This is a genomic window from Amycolatopsis aidingensis, assembly GCF_018885265.1.
GTDB lineage: Bacteria > Actinomycetota > Actinomycetes > Mycobacteriales > Pseudonocardiaceae > Amycolatopsis > Amycolatopsis aidingensis.
Genome location: NZ_CP076538.1, coordinates 5,997,222 through 6,014,692 on the forward strand (window position 1 = coordinate 5,997,222; position 17,471 = coordinate 6,014,692).

A 17,471-nucleotide genomic window follows, 5' to 3' on the forward strand; every position below is an offset into this window, starting at 1 on the left:
CCATGCCGCTGGCCGATATCGAGCCGGTCAACCGGGAGTCCACCGCGGGGCTCATCGCCCGCCAGCTCCGCGACGCGATCATGAACGGCTCCCTGCCGCCCGGAACCCAGCTCGGGGAGACCGAGCTGGCCGCACGCTTCGAGGTGTCCAGGGGTCCGCTGCGGGAGGCCATGCAGCGGCTGGTTTCCGAGGGGCTGCTGCGCAGCGAGCGGCACCGCGGGCTGTTCGTGATCGACCTCGAACCGGACGACGTGTACGACATCTACACGGCCCGCTCGGCGGTCGAGCGCGCGGCCGCGATCAGGGTCATGCACGGTGACCGGGAGCAGGCGGCCGCCCTGCTGGACGAGACGGTGCGCGCGATGGCGGCCGCCGCGGACGACGATGATCCGACCGCACTGTCCGAAGCGGACCTACGCTTCCACGAGGTGCTGATCGAGGCCTCCGGCAGCAAGCGGCTGGTCCGGATGGCCCGCACCCTGCTGATCGAGACCCGTATGTGCCTGTCCCTGTTGCAGCGCACCTACCAGCACGTGAACGAACGCGTTGTCGAGCACAACCGGATCATCGAGGCCATCCGCGAAGGTGACCAGGAAACCGTGCTCACCCTGCTAGAGGCACATATGGAGGACGCCGTCCAGCGCCTCGCCCCCGGAACCCCCTTACGCCAATAAGCCCATCCGCGTGTTTGCTCCCCACGCGCGTGTGTTTGCCGTTCCCGCGCACGCTTTGGCCGCCCACGCGCACGCTTTGGCCCTTCCCGTACATCGTGTTTGCCGCTCAGGTAACCGTGTTTGCCGGTGACGAGCCTGTGGCTGGGTTCCAAGCACGCCTCCGGCGCGCCGCGGGGCACTGGCGCTCCACGCATCACCACTAGCAGGGCTGGTTGCTAGCGCCAGCACCCCACGGAACGAGCACCGTCCCCCGACCCGACATACACACTCCATGTCGAACACGCATTCGAGTGAATACCAGCGGGTATACATTCACACGGGGAATTTTCGTCGGTCCCGTCGATACAATTGTGGGTATGGACAGACACAGTTCTGATCCGCACACGGATCCCCCAGAAGACGCACTCACCACACTCGACGCCTTGGAGGCCAACGAACGCGCCATCGCCCGGCTGGAGGCGCGGCGGGTGCTGCTGGTGGCCGACCTCGCCCACGACGGGGACGAACGGGTCTCGCTGGTGACCGAGATCGCCGGACGGCTGTACTGGACCCGGCACCGGGTGGAGGAAGCCCTGGCGCTGGGGCAGCACCTCACCCGGCTACCGAACACCCTCGCGGCGTTCCGGGAGGGCCGGATTGACCAGGAGAAGGTGAAAGCGGTGGTCGAGCCCACCGCGGTCCTCACCGACCACCAGGCCCGCGAGGTGGATAAGCGGATGGGCGACAAACTGGAACGCAAAGACCGCACCAGCCTGCGGCGGTCGGTGCGCTACCAGGTACTCGCGGTCGACCCGGACGGGGCGGCGCGGCGCACCCGGGCCCGGCGGGCACAACGATCCCTGGAACTCATCCATCAGGACGATGGGGTGTCCAGCCTCATGGCCGACCTCCCGACGGAGGTGGCCACGGCGATTTATGCACGGTGTGACCGGGCCGCCCGACGGATGCGGAAAGAAGGGGACAGTCGCACGTTGGAGCAGTTGCGGGCGGATGTGTTCGCCGATTTGGCCCTCCGAGAAGACGGCACGATCCGGGCGCCGCGCACGGAGGTGTACCTGTACTTCGCCGCCAGCTCCCTGCTGGGGCTGGATGAGCAGCCGGGATATGTGGCCGGGCATGGGCATATCCCGGCGTCGTTGGCGCGGGAGCTGGCTACGCATCCGGACAGTGTGTGGCGGCGGTTGTTGACCGACCCGGCCACCGGGCATCCCATCGACCTGGGGCGTACGCGGTACCGGCCCCCGGCGGCGCTGGATGAGTTCGTGCGGGTACGAGACCGGGAATGCCAGGGCATCGGGTGCCACCGGCCCTCGCAGCAGTGCCAGAACGACCACACCACCGACTGGGCCACAGGCGGAGGCACCCGGGAAGAAGAACTGGTCGGGTACTGCGAACGCGACCACCACCTCAAGGACCTGCCGGGATGGAAGTACGAGGTCATCGACGGGGTGCCGACCATCACCACACCCCACGGAGACGTACACCAAAGCCCCCGCGAACCACTCCACGAACCCCTCGCCCCAGACAACGACAAACCACCCTTCTGAGCAAGACGCCCGAGTCCCCCGGAGAGGGAGATGACTCCCCCGTGCGCAGGAGATGCGGGGGTCGTATCCGCGGCACAATCATCGCTATGGACAAGGTGGGCCGGAGATGGGCGATCGCGGCGATGGCATGGGGAACGCTCTATGTGGCGTCCAAAGTGCACCACGCGCTGACGGGCAGGCTCGGGGTCACCGGTGGACCGGCCGTCGAGCCCGCCGCGTACGCGAGCTACCGGCCTGGGGGCGTTGCGCTCGCCCAATGGGGCAACGCCGGCATCGGTGTGCTCGGGGTTGCCCTGGTGGCCCTCCCGTTGCTCCCCGTTGCCCAACGCCTTCGGCGGTGGGTGTTGCTGCTACCGCTATGCGCGTTCGCGCTCATGGCGCTGGGCGGTGGCCTGGTCATGCTGATCCGTGCGCTGGTCACCGATGTGGGTGGCGCGGCCTTCGGCGCCTACTGCCTGGTCTGGTCGGCGCTCATCGCGATGACCGCTCGCGCCGTCGCGAACCGCCGCCTGCCCCGCTCCCCTTCGTCCTTGCCCGCTACCTAGACCAGCGCGCCGGTCACGCTCGCGACCCCGGCACTGCCGAATGCGATACCCCAGCCGACCGGGCCGAGCGGCGTGCAGCCGAAGAACTGGCTCAGACCCGGCGTCTGGATCACCAACGCCAGCACGGCAACCGAGCCGAGGCCGGTGGCCACCACCGAGCCGCTGCGGCCACCGGTGAGCATCGTCTGGCCGAGCTGGGTGCCGACCAGCGCGGCCAGCGCCACGGTGCCCGCGCGCTGCCTGCGCCCGGTCAACCTGGCCAGCCACCAGGCCAGCGAGGCACCGGCCGCGGTGGTTCCGGCGCGCAGCGCGATCTCCTTCCGCAGCGCGCCGCCGAGCGAGTTCTCCGGACCCTCGCGCAACAGATCCTCCACGGCGCCGCCGTCCGGCCTGCGCAGCGCGATCGCCAGCGCGGGCGCCAGGTCGGTGAGCAGGTTCACCAGCAGGAACTGCCGCGCGGTCAGCTGCGAACGACCGGTGGTCAGCGCGCCGAGCACACTGAACGCGATCTCACCCAGGTTCCCGCCGAGCAGCACCCCGAGCGACTCGCGGACCGAGGCCCACATCGCCCGGCCCTCCACCAGGGCGGCGATGATCGTCTCCAGCCGGTCGTCGGTCACCACCACATCAGCCGCGGCCCGCGCCGCGGGGGTGCCGCGGGCGCCCAGCGCGATCCCGACATCCGCCAGCCGGATCGCCGGGGCGTCGTTGGCGCCATCGCCGGTCATCGCCACGGTGCGGCCGAGGCCCTGGTACGCCTGGATGATCCGGACCTTCTGCGCCGGGCTACAGCGGGCGACCACGTCCACCTTCATCAGCCGCTCCGCCAGCGCCTCGTCGTCCAGCTCGTCCAGCTCCGGGCCGGTCACCACATGCAGGCCGCCGTTGCCGGGGTTGACCTCGTCCGCGATCGCCTCGCCGGTGGCCGGGTGGTCGCCGGTGATCATCACGATGTGCACCCCGGCCTCCCGCAGCCGCGCGGCGGCTGGGGCGGCGCTGCCACGCACCGGATCGGCGATCGCCACGAACCCCCGGAAGCTCAGCCGGGCCACGCTGTCGTCCTCGGTGGGCTCGCCCTCGGCGACCGCGAGCACCCGGTGGCCCGACTCGGCGAGCCACTTCATCCGCTTCGTCAAACGCTTGCGTTCCCCGCCGTCGATCGCGCAACGCGGCAGCACCGCCTCGGGCGCGCCCTTGACGCTCAGCAGCGGCCCGTCAGCAGACTCCCCGACCGCCGCGTGGTAGCCCCGGGAGGGTTCGAACGGAACCTCCCGCACCAGGCGCCAGCCCTCGGCCCCGGCCTGCGGGCTCACCCCGGCCCGTTCGCCTCCGGACAGCACGGCGCGGTCGGTGGCATGCGGCAGGTCCTCGGCCCGTTCCGCGGCCGGGGTAGCGCGCAGCGCGGCGGCGAGCACCCGCCGCGTACTGCCTTCCAGCGCGGTAATCGCCTGCCGCGACCGCCCGTCATCGACCTCGCTTACCGTCAGCCTGCCCTCGGTCAGCGTCCCGGTCTTGTCGAAGCACAGCACGTCCACCCTGCCGAGCGCTTCCACGCTGCGCGGGTTGCGCACCAACGCGCCGTGCTCGGCCAGCCGCCGAGCGGAAGCCAGCTGCGCCGCGTTCACCAGGAACGGCAGGCCCTCGGGCACCGAGGCCACGGCCAGATTCACCGCGGCCGACATGCTCTCCCGCAACGGCACCCCGTGCAGCAGCCCGGCGCCTGCCACCGCCCCAGCCGAGCCAAGGGCCAGCGGCATGCTGTTCCTGGTGAGCTCGGCAAGGCGCTGCTCGACGCCCGCCCGCGGCGCCCGCTCTCTGGCCAGCGCCATACCGCGGCCGGCCTCGGTGTCGTCACCGACCGCGACCACCACACCCACGGCGGTACCCACCGCCACCGTGGTGCCCTCGTACAGCATGGAAGTGCGCCCGGCGAGCTCCGCGGCCACCACCGGCGCCGGATCCTTGGCCACCGGCAGCGACTCACCGGTCAGCGCGGACTCATCCAGCTCGAGACCATCGGCCTCGAGCAGCCTGCAGTCGGCAGGCACCACATCCCCCGCGGCCAGCAGCACCACATCGCCCAGCACCAGCTCGTCGGCGCTGAGCGTGTGCTCCTGGCCGTCCCTGCGGACATGCGCGGTGACCGCCGAGCGGTTCAGCAGCTCGGCCAGCTCCCGGTCGGTGCGCACCTGCTGGATGCTGCCGAGCAACGCCGAAAGACCGGTGACCCCGGCGACCAGCGCGGCGTCCACCGGCGAGCCGACCGCGGCCGACAGCGCGGCACCACCGGCCAGCACCGGGGTGAGCGGGTTGGCCAGCTCGGCGAGGAAGGCGCTGCCCAGGCTGGTTCCCCGCGCGGCAACGGTCCCCCGCTCGCGGGCACGCTCCCGGACCGCGGCGCCGCTGAGGCCGTCGGCGCTTGTGTCCAGCTCCCGCAGCACGGCCTCGGCCGGCATCAGATGCCAGCCCGCGACCAGCGGACCGGCCTCGGCCGTCACCTCAGGCGGCCGCAGCCGCCGGGCATGGCGGTGCCCGTTGACCATGGCGATCGCGGCGCCCCCGTTGACCGCGCGCAGGCTACGAGCGGCCGCGCCACCCCTGGCCCGGCCGCCCTGCAGGGCGCTGATCGCGCCGACCCCGGTGGCCACCTTGGCCAGCCGGATGTCCTCGACGCCGAGCCTTCGGGCCGCGTCCACCGCCTCGACCAGCAACGCGGCGCTGTCCAGGTCCTCGCCGATGAGCAGCTGCGCGCCCGATGGCGGCGCGGCCCCCGCGCGATACACGCCAAGGCCGCAGTCGGCCGCCCCCAGCGCGACGCGGTCCCCGGAGACCAGCAACACCATCTCACCCTCGGCCTGTAGTTCCCTGACCGCCGTGGCCAGGTCGGCATCGGCGGGGCGCAGCACCGGCAGCCCGCTCCGGCGGGCGGCGGCAGTCAGGGTGGTGACCCCCGGCGCCTGCTCGGCGGTGAGGGAGAGCACCGCCTCCAGCCGGTCGCCACGGGCGAGGCCGAGCACGGCGGCCGGGTTACCCCGTTCCAGCCGTTCCCGCTGCTTGATCCCGCGCCTGCCACGCAGTTCCAGCTCATCCAGCGGCCCCAGGGTCCAGCCTTCGCCCTGCCGGACCGCCCGTGGCCGGGCCGGATCCAGCAGCCGCCAGGTCTGCTCGGCCACCGCCTTCGGGTCGCTTCCGGCCAGCGGAACCAGGTCGGCAGGCACCAGGCGGCCGGTACCAAGCGCCCGCTCGTCCAGCACCACCACGCTGATCCGGCCGAGCTCGCGCAGCACGGCCCGGTCCATCACCAGCACGCCGCGCCGGGCCAGCACCCTGCCGAGGTGGGCGCCGAAGGCGTCCTGGCCTGCGTGCACCGCCTTGGGCAGCGCGGCCAGCCCGAAGGCCGCGGCACGCCGGGGGCCGACGAACGGTACGGCGGCGGCCGCCGCCGTACCGCCGAGCCGCATGGCGGTCCGTTCGTAGCCATCCTGCGGCGATTCCGGCGGCTCGGCCGGGCGCTCGGGCACCACCGTGGGCAGCTCGGCCCGGCCCTGGCCGGCTGGCAGCCGGTCCTGCACCGCCCGCCAGGCACGCTGGTGTTCCCTTGCCTCCCGCCACTGCTCGACGCGCTGCGCGGCGTCCAGCAGGGTGCCCTCGCCGCCGGAGGCGAAACCCTGGGCGAGCGCACCCGCGATCGAGGTCGCCGAGTCGGCGCGCTCCCGCCCACCCGCGCGTTCGGCCAGCCACGCCCGCAGCCGGGGATGGTGGTCCACGACCGAGGGCAGGGCGGCCAGCTCGGCCGGGACCGGCACCCATGGCAGGAACCTGGTCACCATCGACAGCCCGAACCCGGCCAGGTCACCGGCCAAAGTGGACGCCAGGTAGGTGCCGCGGAGGCCGTCCGAAGGATGGTGTGCGTCCTCGGTGGTGCGCTCAGCCCATCCGGTTCGACCTGGTGGGACCAGCTGGGACAGGGCGAGCCCGGTGAGCTCGCGTGCTGTCCCTGCCGCCGCGCCGAAGGCGAACAGTGGTCCCGGAATCCGCACACCCAATAGCTTCATCGGCCGAGGGTGCCCAGAAACGGGCCGGAGTATGCAAAGGATTCAGCCGAGTGCCGCCGCGATGGCCGAGCCGAGCTGCGCCGTGGTGGCGTTCCCGCCGAGGTCGGGTGTGGCCACGGCACCCTCGGCGAGAACCTGCTCCACGGCCTTGGTGACCGCGTTCGCCGCGCCGGTCTGGCCGAGGTGCTCCAGCAACATCGCGCCGGTCAGTACCTGCGCCACCGGGTTCGCAATGCCCTGGCCCGCGATGTCCGGCGCACTGCCGTGCACGGCCTCGAACATGGAGGGAAACTCCCCCGGCGGGTTGATGTTGCCGGAGGGCGCCATGCCGAGTCCGCCGGTCACCGCGGCGGCGAGGTCACTCAGGATGTCGCCGAACAGGTTCGAGGCCACCACCACGTCCAGCCGGTCCGGCTGCTGCACCATCCGCGCGGCGAGTGCGTCCACGTGGCACTGCTCGCTGGCCACCTGGGGATAGTCGGCCGCCACCTCGGCGAAGATCTCGTCCCAGTACGGCATCGAATGGATCAGCCCGTTGGACTTGGTGGCCGAGCACACCTTGCCCTTGCGGTTGAGGGCCAGCTCGAAGGCGTACCGGATGATCCGCTCCACGCCCACCCGGGTGAACACCGACTCCTGCAGCACGAACTCACTCGGCTGCCCGGTGTTGTGCCTGCCACCGATGGCGGAGTACTCGCCCTCGGAGTTCTCCCTGACGATCACCATCTCCAGTTCCTCGGCCGAGCGGTTCGCCAGCACGCTGGTGGTGCCGGGCAGCAGCTTCACCGGCCGCAGGTTCACGTACTGGGCGAACGCCCTGCGCAGCGGGATCAGCAGGCCCCACAGCGAAACATGGTCGGGGACCCCGGGGAAGCCGACCGCGCCGAGCAGGATCGCGTGCATCGGCGCGAGTTGCTCGACCCCGTCGGCAGGCATCATCGTGCCGGTCCGGCTGTAGCGCTCGCAGCTCCAGTCGAACTCCGTCCACTCCAGACCGAACCCGTGCAGCTCCGCGGCCCGGTCGAGCACCTTGCGCGCCTCGACCGTGACGTCGACCCCGATCCCGTCGCCGGGGATGCTGGCGATGCGGTAGGTGTTCACAGGCTCACCGCGATGTACTTGGTCTCCAGGAACTCCTCGATCCCCACGGTTCCGCCCTCGCGGCCGAGGCCGGACTGTTTGATCCCGCCGAAGGGCGCGGCCGGGTTGGATACGATGCCCTGGTTCAGGCCGATCATCCCGGCCTCCAGCTGCTCGGAGACGCGCAGTGCGCGCTTGACATCGCTGGTGTAGAGGTAGCTGACCAGCCCGTACTCGGTGTCGTTAGCGGCCCGCACCGCCTCCTCCTCGGTGTCGAACACCGAGATCGGCGCCACCGGCCCGAAGATCTCCTCGTCCGCCAGCTTGGCGTCCGGCGGAACGTCGGTGAGCACGGTCGGCTGGTAGAAGTTGCCCGGACCGTCCACAGTGGCCCCACCGGTGAGCACCCGCGCCCCTCGCTGCGCGGCGTCGTTGACCAGGCTGCTCACCTTCTCGATCGCGGCCTCGTCGATCAGCGGGCCGACCACGACACCCTCCTCGGTGCCCCGGCCGATCGGCAACGCCGCCATCCGCTCGGTCAGCCTGCGGGAGAACTCCTCCACCACCCCGCGCTGCACGTAGAAACGGTTGGCCGCGGTGCAGGCCTCGCCGATGTTGCGCATCTTCGCCTGCATCGCGCCGTCCAGCGCCGCGTCCAGGTCGGCGTCGTCGAACACCAGGAAGGGCGCGTTGCCGCCCAGTTCCATGGAGGTGCGCAGCACCTTGTCCGCGCACTGCTCCAGCAGCTTGCGCCCGACCGAGGTGGACCCGGTGAAGGACAGCTTGCGCGCGCGCCCGTCCCGGATGACCGGCTCCATCACCCCACCGGAGTTGGTGGTGGTGAGCACGTTCAGCACCCCGTCCGGCAGTCCGGCTTCGGCCAGTATCTGGGTCAGCGCCAGCATGGAAAGCGGGGTCTGCGCGGCGGGCTTGATCACCATGGTGCACCCGGCCGCCACCGCGGGCCCGATCTTGCGGGTGCCCATGGCCATCGGGAAGTTCCACGGCGTGATCAGGATGGACGGGCCGACCGGCTGCTTGGCAACCAGGAAGCGGCCGCTGCCGTTCGGCGCCACCGCGTAGCCGCCGTCGATCCGCACCGCCTCCTCGGCGAACCAGCGGAAGAACTCGGCGGCGTAGGCGATCTCGCCCCGCGCCTCGGCCACCGGCTTGCCCATCTCCAGGGTCATCAGCAGGGCCAGCTCGTCGGCGCGGGCCATCAACGTCTCGTAGGCCCTGCGCAGGATCTCCCCGCGTTCCCGCGGCGGATGATTCGCCCAGTCCGCCTGCGCGGCCACCGCCGCGTCCAGTGCGGCGATACCGTCCTCGGGTGCGGCGTCAGCGATCTCACACAACACGTCGCCGGTCGAGGGGTCATACACCGGGAAGGTCCTGCCGCCCGCGGCCGAAGTCCACTTGCCGCCGACGAACAGCTCCTTGTTGACCGCCTCGACAACGCTGGCTTCACTGGGCACTGGGTTCATCCACCTGCTCCTTGTTTGCGCCGGTCCAGCCGCCATGCTATGCATATTGTCAACAATCTACAAGGCCAGCACCCCCGGCCCAGTTAGGAGCATCGCTGCCATGGCACAGCTGTCCCCCCTGCTCAAGCAGGCCACCCCGGTCGTCGTCGACCACGGCGAGGGCGCCTACCTCTACGACGTGGACGGCCGCCGCCACCTCGACTTCACCGCGGGCATCGGGGTGACCAGCACCGGCCACTGCCACCCGAAGGTGGTCAGCGCGGCGCAGGAGCAGGTCGGCAAGCTGATCCACGGCCAGTACACCACCGTCATGCACAAGCCGCTGCTCGAGTTGACCAGGCGGCTTGGCGACGTGCTGCCGCAGGGACTGGACTCGCTGTTCTTCGCCAACTCCGGCAGCGAGGCGGTGGAGGCCGCGCTGCGGCTGTCCCGGCAGGCGACCGGCAGGCCGAACGTGGTGGTGTTCCAGGGCGGTTTCCACGGCCGCACGGTGGCCGCGGCCTCGATGACGACCTCCGGCACCCGGTTCGGCGCGGGCATCTCCCCGCTGATGGCCGGGGTGCACGTGGCGCCGTTCCCGCACGCCTACCACTACGGCTGGGACGAGCGCACCGCCACCGAGTTCGCCCTGCGGGAGCTGGACTACCTGTTCGCCACGATGAGCGCGCCGAACGAGACCGCCGCCTTCTTCATCGAGCCGATGCTCGGTGAGGGCGGCTACGTGCCAGCCAACCACGAGTTCCTCGCCGGGCTGCGCGAGCGTGCGGACGAGCACGGGATCCTGCTGGTCATGGACGAGATCCAGACCGGATTCGGCCGCACCGGCAAGTTCTGGGGGCATGAGCACTTCGGCGTGCGGCCGGACGTCGTGCTGATCGCCAAGGGCCTTGCCAGCGGCTTCCCGCTGTCCGCCGTTGCGGCCTCGGAGGAGCTGATGGGCAAGGCCTGGCCCGGCTCGCAGGGCGGGACCTACGGCGGCAACGCGGTCGCCTGCGCGGCGGCGCTGGCCACCCTGGAGGTGATCCAGGAGGAGGGCCTGGTGGAGAACGCGGCCGCCAGGGGCGCGCAACTGCTCGGCGGGGCCCGCGCGATCGGCGAGAAGACCGCGGCCATCGGCGACGTGCGCGGGCTCGGCCTGCTGGTCGGCTCGGAGTTCACCACACCGGACGGCAAGCCGGACAACGCCACCGCGCAGGCCGCGCAGAAGGCCGCCGCCGAGCGGGGACTGCTGCTGCTCACCTGCGGCGCCTACATGAACGTGGTGCGGATGATCCCGCCGCTGGTGGTCAGCGCCGAGCAGATCGACGAGGCACTGGAGATCTGGGCCGACGTCGTGCAGTCGGTCACCAAGTAACGAGAGACTGGGGAGACAAGGCGTGGCCCGCTACATCACCATCACCCTGGACAAGCGCGGGGTGTCCTGCCGCGCCCGGCTGCTGGAGGCCGAGGCGCCGCGCACCTGCGCGGCGGTGTGGGAGGCCCTGCCGCAGAGCGGCTCGGCCTACCACGCCAAGTACGCCCGCAACGAGGTCTACACACTGGTGCCGCCGTTCGCCGAGCCCAAGCCGGGCAGGGAGAACCCCACGGTCACCCCGATCCCGGGGGATGTCGTGTACTTCGGCTTCGAGGCGTGGGAGATCGGCAACCCGGCCTACGGCTACGAGGAGGGCAGTGAGGCGCACGGCGCGTCCGGCGCCACCGACCTGGCGATCTTCTACGGCCGGAACAACCTGCTGATCAACGGGGACGCAGGCTGGGTGCCCGGCAACGTGTTCGCCACGATCACCGAGGGCCTTGAGGAGATGGCGGCGGCCGCGCAGGACCTGTGGCTGCGCGGGGTCGAGGGCGAGACGCTGTCCTTCGCCCGCGCCGGGTAGGCCAGGCCGACCGCCGCCCTCCGCACTCCCTACCCGGCGCGCAGCGCGTCCAGCCGGGTGTACTGGTCGGCGGTCAGCTCCAGGTTCCGCGCGGCCACGTTCTCCTCGAGGTGGGCGCGGGTGGACGTGCCGGGGATCGGCACCACCACCGGCGAACGGTGCAGCAGCCAGGCCAGTGCCACCTGCGCCGGGGTGGCGCCGACTTCCGCGGCGACCTTGCCGACGACCCCGGTGGACTCGGCGTGCCTGCCGTTGTCGATGGGCAGCCACGGGATGAACGCGATACCGGCGCGCTCGCAGTAGTCCAGCACGTCCTCGGAGGCGCGGTCGGTGAGGTTGTACCGGTTCTGCACGCTGGCGATCTCGACGATGCCGCGGGCCGCCTCCAGCTCGGGCACGCTCACCTCGGACAGCCCGATGCGGGCGATCTTGCCCTCGTCCCGCAGCTCGGCGAGGGCACCGAGCTGGTCCGCCAGCGGGACCTTCGGGTCGATGCGGTGCAGCTGGAACAGCTCGATCCGCTCGATCCGCAGCCTGCGCAGGGACAGCTCGATCTGCTGGCACAGGTACTCCGGGCGGCCGAGCGGCACCCAGTCGCCGCGCGGCCTGCTCTGCCCGGCCTTGGTCGCGATCAGCAGCCCGTCCGGGTAGGGGTGCAGGGCCTCGGCCAGCAGCTCCTCGTTGGCGCCGAGTGCGTAGGAGTCGGCGGTGTCGATGAAGTCCACCCCGAGCTCCACCGCACGCCGGGCCACCTCGAGCGCGGCCTGGTGCTCGGCTGGTGGCTTGCGGTCATGGCCGGTCAGCCGCATCGCGCCGAAGCCGAGCCTGCACACCGAACGCTTCTCGTCGAAGGAAAACCTTGGTTCACATGCGGTCATGCACGCCAGCCTGCGAGCAGGCCCGGCCATGCGGCCAGGGATTTAGCCTCAGCCGAATCCTGGGCCGGTGTACTACCCTGCGGTAACCAACCGCAACGGCGCGAGAGGACGGGTGAGCTGCGTGAGCGAGGTGGCGGCCCGGCTGGCCGAGATCGTCGGTGAGCGGCAGTTGCTCACCGGGGACCAGATCTCCGCGGACTACGCCGGGGACGAGGCGCTGACCGTTCCCGGGCAGGTGCCGCGCTATCTGGCCCGGCCCGGCACGGCCGAGGAGGTGGCCGCGCTGCTGGCCGCCGCGGCCGAACACGGCGTTCCGGTCACCGCCCGCGGCGCCGGAACCGGACTGTCCGGGGCGGCCAGGCCCCGGCCGGACGGGCTGCTGGTGTCCTTCGAGCGGATGAACGCCGTACTGGAAGTCGACACCGAGAACCACGTGGCCGTCGTCCAGCCGGGCGTGACACTGTCCGAACTGGACGCACGCACCGCGGAGGCGGGGCTGAGCTACACCGTCTACCCCGGCGAGATGAGCGCGAGCGTCGGCGGCAACGTGGGCGCCAACGCGGGCGGGATGCGCGCGGTGAAGTACGGCGTGACCCGGCAGAACGTACTCGGGCTCCAGGCGGCGCTGCCCACCGGTGAGCTGATCCGGACCGGCGGCAGGATCACCAAGGTCTCCTCCGGCTACGACCTCACCCAGCTGATCATCGGTTCGGAGGGCACGCTGGCGCTGGCCACCGAGGTGATCGTGAAGCTGCACCCGCGGCTGGGGCACGGCGCGACCGTGCTCGCCCCGTTCGCGGACCTGAACCAGGTGCTGGCCGCGGTGCCGCGGATCCTCGCCAGCGGGCTCACCCCGCACATCCTGGAGTACATCGACAACCTGACCATGGCGGCCATGACCCACGTCGCCGACCTCCAGCTGGGCGTGCCGGATGAGGTCCGCGACGCCTCCCAGGCCTACCTGGTGGTCGGCCTGGAACACCGGAGCGCCGAGCTGCTGGATGGCGAGGTCGAACTACTCGGCACCCTGCTCGGCGAGCTCGGCGCGGCCGAGGTCTACGTGCTGGAGGGCGGCTCGGCGCGGAAGCTGATCGAGGCGCGGGAGAAGGCATTCTGGACGGCCAAGTCCATCGGCGCCGACGACGTGATCGACGTGGTCGTCCCGCGCAGCGCCATGGCGGAGTTCCTCACCAGGACGAGGGAACTGGCGCTGAAGTCGGGGTCGGGGGCGCTCGGCTGCGGGCACGCCGGGGACGGCAACGTGCATCTGGGCATCTTCCAGCAGGACCCGGACAAACGCAGGGCACTGCTGCACGAGATCTTCGCCGAGGGCATGGCTCTCGGCGGCGCGATCTCCGGTGAGCACGGCATCGGCAACGCCAAGCGGGAACACTTTCTCGAGCTGGAGGACCCTGCCAAGCTTGAGCTGATGCGGCGGATCAAGCAGGCCTTCGATCCCACCGGCGTCCTCAACCCCGGCGTACTCCTCGGCTAGTACCGAACCGGCTGACCGGCACAGAAAGCGAGCAGCATGAACGGCGCGCAGTCCCTGATCCGCACGCTCGTCGACGCGGGCGTCGACGTGTGCTTCACCAACCCGGGAACCTCGGAGATGCACTTCGTGGCGGCCCTGGACACCGTGCCGGAGATGCGCGGGGTGCTCGGCCTGGCCGAGGGGGTCGTCACCGGCGCAGCCGACGGCTACGCGCGGATCGCGGACCGGCCTGCGGCCACCCTGCTGCACCTCGGGCCCGGCCTTGCCAACGGGATGGCGAACCTGCACAACGCCCGGCGGGCGCACACCCCGATGGTCAACATCGTCGGTGACCACGCGACCTACCACAAGCAGTACGACGCCCTGCTGGAATCGGATATCGACGCGGTCGCGGGCACACTGAACGGCTGGGTGCGCCGATCGGGCAGCGCCGCCGAGGTCGGTGCGGACGCGGCCGCGGCGGCCGCCGCGGCGCGGGAGGCACCAGGGCGGATCGCGACGCTGATCCTGCCCGCGGACGTGTCCTGGGGCGAGGGCGGCCAGGTGGGCACGCCGGCGCCATCCGGCAGGCCAGGGGCCGCCGCGGACGGTGCGGTGGCCTCGGCTGCCGAGCTACTGCGCGGCGGGGAACCGGTGGCGCTGCTGATCGGCGGGCAGGCCTGCCGGGAGGACGGGCTGCGTGCCGCCGCCGCGATCGGCGCGGCGACCGGGGCGAAGGTGTTCGCCGAGACCTTCCCGCGGCGGATCGAGCGCGGCGCCGGGCTGCCGAACGTGGAGCGCCTCGGCTACCTCGCCGAGCAGGTGACCTACCAGCTGGACGGGGTCAAGCACCTGGTGCTGGCCGGGGCGCGCTCGCCGGTGTCCTTCTTCGCCTACCCCGGCAAGGCCAGCGACCTGGTGCCCGAGGGGGCCGCGGTGCACCCGCTGGCCGGGGTCGAGCAGGACGTGGTGGCGGCGCTGACCGAGCTGGCCGCCAAGGTCGCCCCGGACACCGAGCCGCCCCTGGCGCAGGCGCAGCGGCCCGAGCTGCCGTCCGGGGAGCTGACCCCACAGAACTGGGCCGATGTCATCGGGGCCCTGCTGCCGGAGGGCGCGATCATCTCCGACGAGGCCAACACCTCCGGGCTGCTCGTCCCCGCCGCCACCGCGGGCGCGCCCCGGCACGACGTGCTCACCCTCACCGGCGGCGCGATCGGCCAGGGCATGCCGGTGGCCACCGGCGCCGCGGTCGCCGCACCGGACCGGCCGGTGATCAACCTGCAGGCCGACGGGAGCGCGCTCTACACCGTGTCCGCGCTGTGGACGCAGGCCAGGGAGAACCTGAACGTCACCACCGTGCTGCTGAACAACCGGGCCTACGCCATCCTGCGGATGGAGCTGCAGCGGGTAGGCGCGGAGAGCTCGGGGCCGAAGGCGAACGAGCTGTTCGACCTCTCCCGCCCGGACCTGGACTTCGTGCGGATCGCGGAGGGTATGGGCGTACCCGCCAGCCGGGCGGGCACGGCGGAGGAGCTGGCCGAGCAGTTCTCCCGTGCACTGGCCGAACCCGGCCCGCACCTGATCGACGCCCTCGTCCCACCCCTGCTGTAGGGCCGCCGGACTGCTGTGAGTGGCCCGTTCACTGCGAATTTCGCAGTGAACGGGCCACTCACCGCGGAGGGCTACTCGAAGAGTTCGCCGGCTTCCGCCTTGGCCACCAGCGACTTCGGCGGGGTGAAGTGGTCGCCGTAACGGTCGGCGAGCTCACGGGCGCGGGCCACGAAGCCCCGCAGGCCACCCTCGTACTGGTTCATGTACTGCACGACCCCACCGGTCCACGGCGGGAAGCCGATCCCGAAGATCGACCCGATGTTGGCGTCCTGCACCGAGGTAAGCACGCCCTCGTCGAAGCACTTCACCGTCTCCAGTGCCTCGGCGAACAGCATCCGCTCCTTGAGGTCCTCGAACGGAACATCCCCGCTGCCGGAGTTGAACGCCTCGCGCAGGCCCTCCCACAGGCCGGCCCGCTGGCCCTCCTCGTCGTAGGAGTAGAACCCGGCACCGGAGGAGCGGCCCTTCCGGTCGAACTCGTCGATCATCCGGTCGATGATCGCCTCGGCGGGGTGCGCCTGCCAGGTGCCGCCCGCCGCCTCGATGGCCTGCCGGGTCTCCTGCCGGATCTTGCGCGGCAGGGTCAGCGTCAGCTCGTCCATCAGCTGCAGCGGCGGCGCCGGGTACCCGGCCTGTAGCCCGGCCTGCTCGATGCTGGCCGGCTCGACGCCTTCGCCCAGCGCGGCCACCGCCTCGTTGATGAAGGTGCCGATCACCCGGCTGGTGAAGAACCCGCGACTGTCGTTCACCACAATCGGGGTCTTCTTGATCTGCAGGGTGTAGTCGAACACCTTGGCCAGCGTGGCGTCCGAGGTCTTCTCCCCGCGGATGATCTCCACCAGCGGCATCTTGTCCACCGGCGAGAAGAAGTGGATGCCGATGAAGTCCTCCTGCCGCTGCACGCCCTCGGCAAGGCCGGTGATCGGCAGGGTGGAGGTGTTCGAGCCAAGCACCGCGTCCGCGTTCACGATGTTCTCGATCTCGCCGAACACCTTGTGCTTGAGCTCGGTGCTCTCGAAGACGGCCTCGATCACGAAGTCCACCCCGGCGAAGTCGGCGGGATCCGCGGTGGGCTTGATCCTGGACAGCAGCGCGTCCGACTTCTCCTGGGTGGTCTTGCCGCGCTTGAGTGCCTTCTCCTCCAGCTTGACGGCGTAACCCTTGCCTTTCTCGGCGTTCTCCTGGGAGACGTCCTTGAGTACCACGTCGATCCCGGCCTTGGCCGAGACATAGGCGATCGCGGCGCCCATCATCCCGGCGCCGAGCACCCCGACCTTCTTCGCGGTGTAGGGCTCGTAGCCGTCCGGCCGCGACCCGCCGTCGTTGATGTGCTGCAGGTCGAAGAAGAACGCCTTGGTCATGTTCTTCGAGATCTGCCCGACCGCGAGGCTGACCATGTACCGCGACTCGATCTGCAGCGCCGTCTCGAAGTCGACCTGGGTGCTCTCCACCGCGGTGGCCAGGATCGCCCGCGGCGCGGGCATCGGCGCGCCCTTCAGCTGCTTGCGCAGGTTGGCGGGGAAGGCGGGCAGGTTGGCTGCGAAGGAGGGGTTGGACGGGGTGCCGCCGGGGATCTTGTAGCCCTTCTCGTCCCAGGGCTGCACCGAGGCCTCCGGATTGGCCTTGATCCACTCCTTGGCCTTCGGCAGCAGCTCCTCGACGCTGTCCACCACCTCGTGTACCAGGCCGATCTCCAGTGCCTTGCGCGGGCGGTGCCGCTGCCCCTGCACCAGCACGTTCATCACCGCGTTCTGGATGCCGAGCAGGCGCACGGTGCGCACGATGCCGCCGCCACCCGGCAGCAGGCCCAGGGTCACCTCGGGCAGGCCGATCTGGCTGCCCTTGACGTCCGCGGCGATCCGGTGATGGGTGGCCAGCGCGATCTCCAGGCCACCGCCCAGCGCCGCGCCGTTGATCGCGGACACCACCGGCTTGCCGAAGGTCTCCAGCCTGCGCAGGTCGGCCTTGATCGCGTTCAGGTGCTCGGTGAACTCCGCAGCCTGCTCCGGCTTGGCCTGGATCAGGTCGTTCAGGTCACCGCCTGCGAAGAAGGTCTTCTTCGCCGAGGTCAGCACCACACCGGTGATCGAGTCCTTTTCCGCTTCCAGCCGCTCCACGATGGCATGCATCGACTCCGCGTAGTCGCGGTTCATCGTGTTCGCGGACTGCTTGGGGTCGTCGAGGGTGAGCACGACGATGCCGTCGGCGTCCTGCTCCCAGCGAATGGTCTTGGCTTCAGTCATGTT

12 protein-coding genes are annotated in these 17,471 nt (G+C 71.0%); 7 read left to right on the forward strand and 5 right to left on the reverse strand.

Features of this window, described 5'->3' with window-relative positions; genetic code table 11:
* The first annotated feature begins 2 nt into the window (after window positions 1–2).
* The 3 genes from KOI47_RS27335 to KOI47_RS27345 all read left to right on the forward strand — a co-directional run bounded on the left by KOI47_RS27335 (window position 3) and on the right by KOI47_RS27345 (window position 2,766).
* The gene (locus tag KOI47_RS27335; protein WP_216217588.1) at window positions 3–674 is read left to right on the forward strand and encodes a GntR family transcriptional regulator; all 672 of its coding nucleotides are present in this window, start codon (window positions 3–5) and stop codon (window positions 672–674) included.
* Between the two features lie 356 nt (window positions 675–1,030).
* Entirely contained in the window at window positions 1,031–2,221 is a 1,191-nt protein-coding gene (locus tag KOI47_RS27340) for a DUF222 domain-containing protein (protein WP_216209258.1), read from the forward strand.
* Window positions 2,222–2,307: 86 nt separating this feature from the next.
* Window positions 2,308–2,766: a hypothetical protein gene (locus KOI47_RS27345; protein ID WP_216209260.1), complete on the forward strand. Its 459-nt coding sequence runs from the start codon at window positions 2,308–2,310 to the stop codon at window positions 2,764–2,766.
* Here KOI47_RS27345 and KOI47_RS27350 read toward each other — a convergent pair.
* The 3 genes from KOI47_RS27350 to KOI47_RS27360 are packed head-to-tail and all read right to left on the reverse strand — an operon-like array spanning window position 2,763 to window position 9,385.
* Window positions 2,763–6,821, reverse strand: coding sequence for a cation-translocating P-type ATPase (locus tag KOI47_RS27350; protein ID WP_216209262.1), 4,059 nt, complete (start codon window positions 6,819–6,821; stop codon window positions 2,763–2,765). The two genes, KOI47_RS27345 and KOI47_RS27350, sit on opposite strands and share 4 nt — an antisense overlap.
* Before the next feature lie 42 nt (window positions 6,822–6,863).
* A complete protein-coding gene (locus tag KOI47_RS27355) occupies window positions 6,864–7,922 on the reverse strand; it encodes a tartrate dehydrogenase (RefSeq protein WP_216209264.1) in 1,059 nt (352 codons plus the stop codon).
* Window positions 7,919–9,385: an NAD-dependent succinate-semialdehyde dehydrogenase gene (locus tag KOI47_RS27360; RefSeq protein WP_216209267.1), complete on the reverse strand. Its 1,467-nt coding sequence runs from the start codon at window positions 9,383–9,385 to the stop codon at window positions 7,919–7,921. The genes KOI47_RS27355 and KOI47_RS27360 overlap by 4 nt, the downstream gene beginning before the upstream one ends.
* Before the next feature lie 100 nt (window positions 9,386–9,485).
* Between KOI47_RS27360 and KOI47_RS27365 the strand changes: the two genes are divergently transcribed.
* A complete protein-coding gene (locus KOI47_RS27365) occupies window positions 9,486–10,739 on the forward strand; it encodes an aspartate aminotransferase family protein (protein ID WP_216209269.1) in 1,254 nt (417 codons plus the stop codon).
* Between the two features lie 22 nt (window positions 10,740–10,761).
* Window positions 10,762–11,262 carry a DUF3830 family protein gene (locus KOI47_RS27370; RefSeq protein ID WP_216209271.1) on the forward strand — a complete coding sequence of 167 codons (501 nt, stop codon included), beginning with the start codon at window positions 10,762–10,764 and terminating at the stop codon, window positions 11,260–11,262.
* A 29-nt stretch (window positions 11,263–11,291) separates the two neighbouring features.
* Here KOI47_RS27370 and KOI47_RS27375 read toward each other — a convergent pair whose 3' ends face one another.
* Entirely contained in the window at window positions 11,292–12,140 is an 849-nt protein-coding gene (locus KOI47_RS27375; RefSeq protein ID WP_216209273.1) for an aldo/keto reductase, read from the reverse strand.
* Window positions 12,141–12,261: 121 nt separating this feature from the next.
* On the opposite strand from KOI47_RS27375, the gene KOI47_RS27380 reads away from it, so the two are divergent.
* On the forward strand, window positions 12,262–13,635 hold the full coding sequence (locus KOI47_RS27380; protein ID WP_216209275.1) for an FAD-binding oxidoreductase: 1,374 nt from the start codon (window positions 12,262–12,264) through the stop codon (window positions 13,633–13,635).
* 36 nt (window positions 13,636–13,671) lie between these two features.
* On the forward strand, window positions 13,672–15,225 hold the full coding sequence (locus KOI47_RS27385) for an acetolactate synthase large subunit (RefSeq protein WP_216209277.1): 1,554 nt from the start codon (window positions 13,672–13,674) through the stop codon (window positions 15,223–15,225).
* A 71-nt stretch (window positions 15,226–15,296) separates the two neighbouring features.
* Here the strand turns inward: KOI47_RS27385 and KOI47_RS27390 are convergent, their stop codons facing one another.
* Window positions 15,297–17,468: a 3-hydroxyacyl-CoA dehydrogenase NAD-binding domain-containing protein gene (locus KOI47_RS27390; protein ID WP_216209279.1), complete on the reverse strand. Its 2,172-nt coding sequence runs from the start codon at window positions 17,466–17,468 to the stop codon at window positions 15,297–15,299.
* Window positions 17,469–17,471: the final 3 nt, after the last annotated feature.